At 65.8% G+C, this 1,223-nt stretch carries 2 protein-coding genes; one reads left to right on the top strand and one right to left on the bottom strand.

Annotated features, from left to right (window positions below):
* A partial coding sequence (locus tag EN969_RS31790; RefSeq protein ID WP_127419771.1) for a class I SAM-dependent rRNA methyltransferase occupies positions 1-722 on the bottom strand: 722 nt, incomplete at its 3' end.
* A gap of 136 nt (positions 723-858) precedes the next feature.
* Here EN969_RS31790 and EN969_RS31785 point away from each other — a divergent pair.
* The coding region (locus EN969_RS31785; protein ID WP_127419770.1) for an HTH domain-containing protein at positions 859-1,223 on the top strand (365 nt) is incomplete at its 3' end.

Below are 1,223 nucleotides of genomic sequence, written 5' to 3'. Positions count from 1 at the left end.
CTGCCGAGGCCGGCCATCTCCTGGTTTTCGCGGGCCCAGCCGATCGCCTTCTTCGAGGCATCGACATGGGTGACCTCGGCACCGGCGCGAGCCGCCACCAAGGAAGCGAGACCGGTATAGCCGAACAGGTTCAGAACCTTGACCGGCCGCTTCGCCGCCGCGATCAGCCCGGCCATGTGGTCCCAGTGGGAGGCCTGCTCGGGAAAGACGCCGACATGACGAAACGAGGTGAAACGGCCGAGATAGTCGATGCCGTCATGCTTCATCGGCCAGGTCTCGCCGAGCGGCAGCTTCGGGAAACGCCAGCGGCCGATCCCCTCCTCGTCGGTGTCTCCGGTGAAGACGGCGTCGGCGCGCTCCCATTCCTTTGCCGGCAATGCCTTTTGCCAGATCGCCTGACCCTCTGGCCGCACGATCCGGTAGGGGCCATATTGTTCGAGCTTCTGGCCGGTGCCGCTGTCGAGCAGCGCATAATCGGCATTGGGCGCCACTTCCAGGATCACGGGAAGATGTTCGGCGGGCAGAGCGCCTTCGCGGCGGGCCAGGATGCGCGGCGCCGAGTTCGGTTCGGAACGATTTTCCGTCTTCGCCTCATGGCGCTCGCGCGGTGGCGCTTCCGGTCTGGCAGGAGCCTGGCCGGGACGCGGGCGTGACACGTCCGCCGCACTCTTGGCGGATGGATGTGGACGGTTGTCGCGGCGTTTGTCGCGAAAAGACTTCAAGCGGGGGCAACTCCGAACGGCGTGGCCGCTTTTGACATAGGGCAACCGGCTTCGCAACCAAGTCCGACAGGTCGGCCTCTCCGGTTTATGTCTGCCGGCGATGGACCAATGTCAAAGAAACAGGCAAATCTGCTCGATGTCCCGCTCCGAACGCCTGCTCGACCTCATACAGTGCTTGCGCCGGCATCGCCGGCCGGTGAGCGGGCACATGCTTGCCGACGAGACGGGCGTTTCGATCCGCACGCTCTACCGCGACATCGCCACGCTGCAGGGCCAGGGCGCGCCGATCGAAGGTGAGGCGGGGTTGGGTTATGTGCTCAAGCCCGGCTTCATGCTGCCGCCGCTGATGTTCAGCGACGAGGAGATCGAAGCCATTGTGCTCGGCTCGCGCTGGGTCGCCAGGCAGCCGGACCAGCGTCTCTCGGCCGCCGCCGCCAACGCGTTGGCCAAGATCGCAGCCGTGCTGCCCGACGATCTGCGCGAGGATCTTGACGCGAGCAC

This window comes from Mesorhizobium sp. M7A.F.Ca.CA.003.01.2.1 (genome assembly GCF_003998945.1).
Taxonomy (GTDB): domain Bacteria; phylum Pseudomonadota; class Alphaproteobacteria; order Rhizobiales; family Rhizobiaceae; genus Mesorhizobium; species Mesorhizobium ciceri.
This window is presented reverse-complemented; position numbering and strand designations above follow the sequence as displayed.